The following is a 2,066-nucleotide window of genomic DNA, read 5'->3' on the forward strand; positions in this document are numbered from 1 at the left end:
ATGGCTACTCCGCGCGCGCGCTGGCGCGCCGCCTCCTTCCGCAGGGCTGGACCGTGCTCGGCACCACCCGCGATCCCGGGAAGGCCGACGCGCTGCGCGCCGAGGGCGTCGAGCCCATCGCCTGGGACCGTGCCGCCGTCGCCGAGGCACTGGGGCGCGCCACCCACCTGCTGGTCTCCGCCGGTCCCGACGCCGACGGCGACCCGTCGCTGCGGCTCTGCCGCGACGCCATCGCCGCGCGGGCCCCAGCTCTGGACTGGGCGGGGTACCTCTCGACCACCGGGGTCTACGGCGATCACGGCGGCGATTGGGTCGACGAGGACACGCCGCTCACCCCCGGCACCCGCCGCGGCCAGTGGCGCCTGCAGGCCGAGATCGACTGGCGCGCCGTTCCGGGGCTGCCGCTGCACATCTTCCGGCTGGCGGGGATCTACGGCCCGGGCCGCGGCCCCTTCGAGAAGGTCCGCAACGGCACCGCCCGGCGCATCGTCAAGCCGGGGCAGGTGTTCTCGCGCATCCATGTCGAGGACATCGCGCAGGTGCTCGAGGCCTCGATCCGGAAGCCCGCGCCCGGCAGCGCCTACAACCTCTGCGATGACGACCCGGCGCCGCCGCAGGACGTGCTGCTGCACGCGGCCGAGCTGCTGGACGTGGCGCCGCCGCCGGAGATCGCCTTCGACGCGGCCGAGATGAGCCCGATGGCGCGCAGCTTCTACGCCGAGAACAAGCGCGTCTCGAACCGGCGCATCAAGGATGAGCTGGGGGTGCAGCTGCGCTACCCGGACTACCGTGCCGGCCTGCGCGCGCTGCTGGACGAAGAACAGGGCTGAGGCGGAGCGCCTGCGCCGCCCTGCTCAGGCTTTCCGCGAGAGCACGTCGACGCCGAGGGTGGTGAGCACCTTTTCCTCGATGTGGCGCGCGTCGAGACCGGCAGCCTCGTACATGTCGTTGGGGCTGGCGTGGTCAATGAAGGTGTCGGGCAGCACCATCGAGCGGAATTTCAGCCCGTGATCCAGCGCGCCCTCGTCGGTCAGAAGTTGCACCACGTGGCTGCCGAAACCGCCCACCGAGCCTTCCTCGATGGTGATCAGCGCCTCGTGTTCGGCGGCAAGCTTCAGGATCAGCTCGCGGTCGAGGGGCTTGGCAAAGCGCGCGTCGGCCACGGTGGGCGAGATACCCCGGGCCGAGAGCCGTTCGCAGGCCTTCATCACCTCGGAGAGCCGCGTGCCGAAGCTGAGGATCGCCAGACGGGCACCCTCGCGCACGAGGCGGCCACGGCCGATCTCGAGCGGCTCGCCCTTCTCGGGCATCTCGACGCCGCTGCCTTCGCCGCGCGGGTAACGGAAGGCGATGGGCCCCTCGTCATGGGCGGCGGCGGTGGCGACCATGTGCATGAGCTCGGCCTCGTCGGCGGCGGCCATGACGACCATTCCCGGCAGGTTGGCCATGAAGGCGATGTCGAAGGCGCCGGCATGGGTCGCGCCATCGGCGCCCACGAGCCCCGCGCGGTCGATGGCGAAGCGCACCGGAAGGCGCTGGATCGCCACGTCGTGCACGACCTGGTCGTAGCCGCGTTGCAGGAAGGTGGAATACATCGCGCAGAACGGCTTCAGCCCGCCTGCCGCGAGCCCGGCGGAGAAGGTGACGCCGTGCTGCTCGGCGATGCCCACGTCGAAGACCCGGCTCGGGTAGCGCTCGGCCATGAGGTCGAGCCCGGTGCCGTCGGGCATGGCCGCGGTCACCGCGCAGATACGGCTGTCCTCGGCGGCAAGCCGGGTGAGCTCGCGCGCGAAGATCTTGGTGTAGGACGGCGCATTCGAGGGCGACTTCTTCTGCTCGCCGGTCACCAGGTCGAACTTGGCGCGGGCGTGGCCGCGGTCGGCGGCGCCCTCGGCGGGAGCGTAGCCCTTGCCCTTCTTGGTCAGCACGTGCAGCAGGATCGGGCCGGTGGCGCGCGCCTTGACGGTGCGCAGGATCGGCAGCAGCTGGTGCAGGTCGTGGCCATCGAGCGGGCCGATGTAGTCGAAGCCCAGCTCCTCGAAGAGGGTGCCGCCGACGGTCATCGT

General features: G+C 71.5%; 2 protein-coding genes. One reads left to right on the plus strand and one right to left on the minus strand.

What is annotated here, in order from left to right; translation table 11 throughout:
• The coding region (locus HC022_RS24995) for an SDR family oxidoreductase (protein ID WP_167454188.1) at positions 1-830 on the plus strand (830 nt) is incomplete at its 5' end.
• Between the two features lie 24 nt (positions 831-854).
• Here the strand turns inward: HC022_RS24995 and dxs are convergent.
• Positions 855-2,066: 1-deoxy-D-xylulose-5-phosphate synthase (gene dxs / locus HC022_RS25000; RefSeq protein ID WP_167454189.1), on the minus strand; the 1,212-nt coding region annotated here is incomplete at its 5' end.

It is taken from the genome of Salipiger sp. HF18 (assembly GCF_011806505.1).
Taxonomy (GTDB): Bacteria; Pseudomonadota; Alphaproteobacteria; order Rhodobacterales; family Rhodobacteraceae; genus Salipiger; species Salipiger thiooxidans.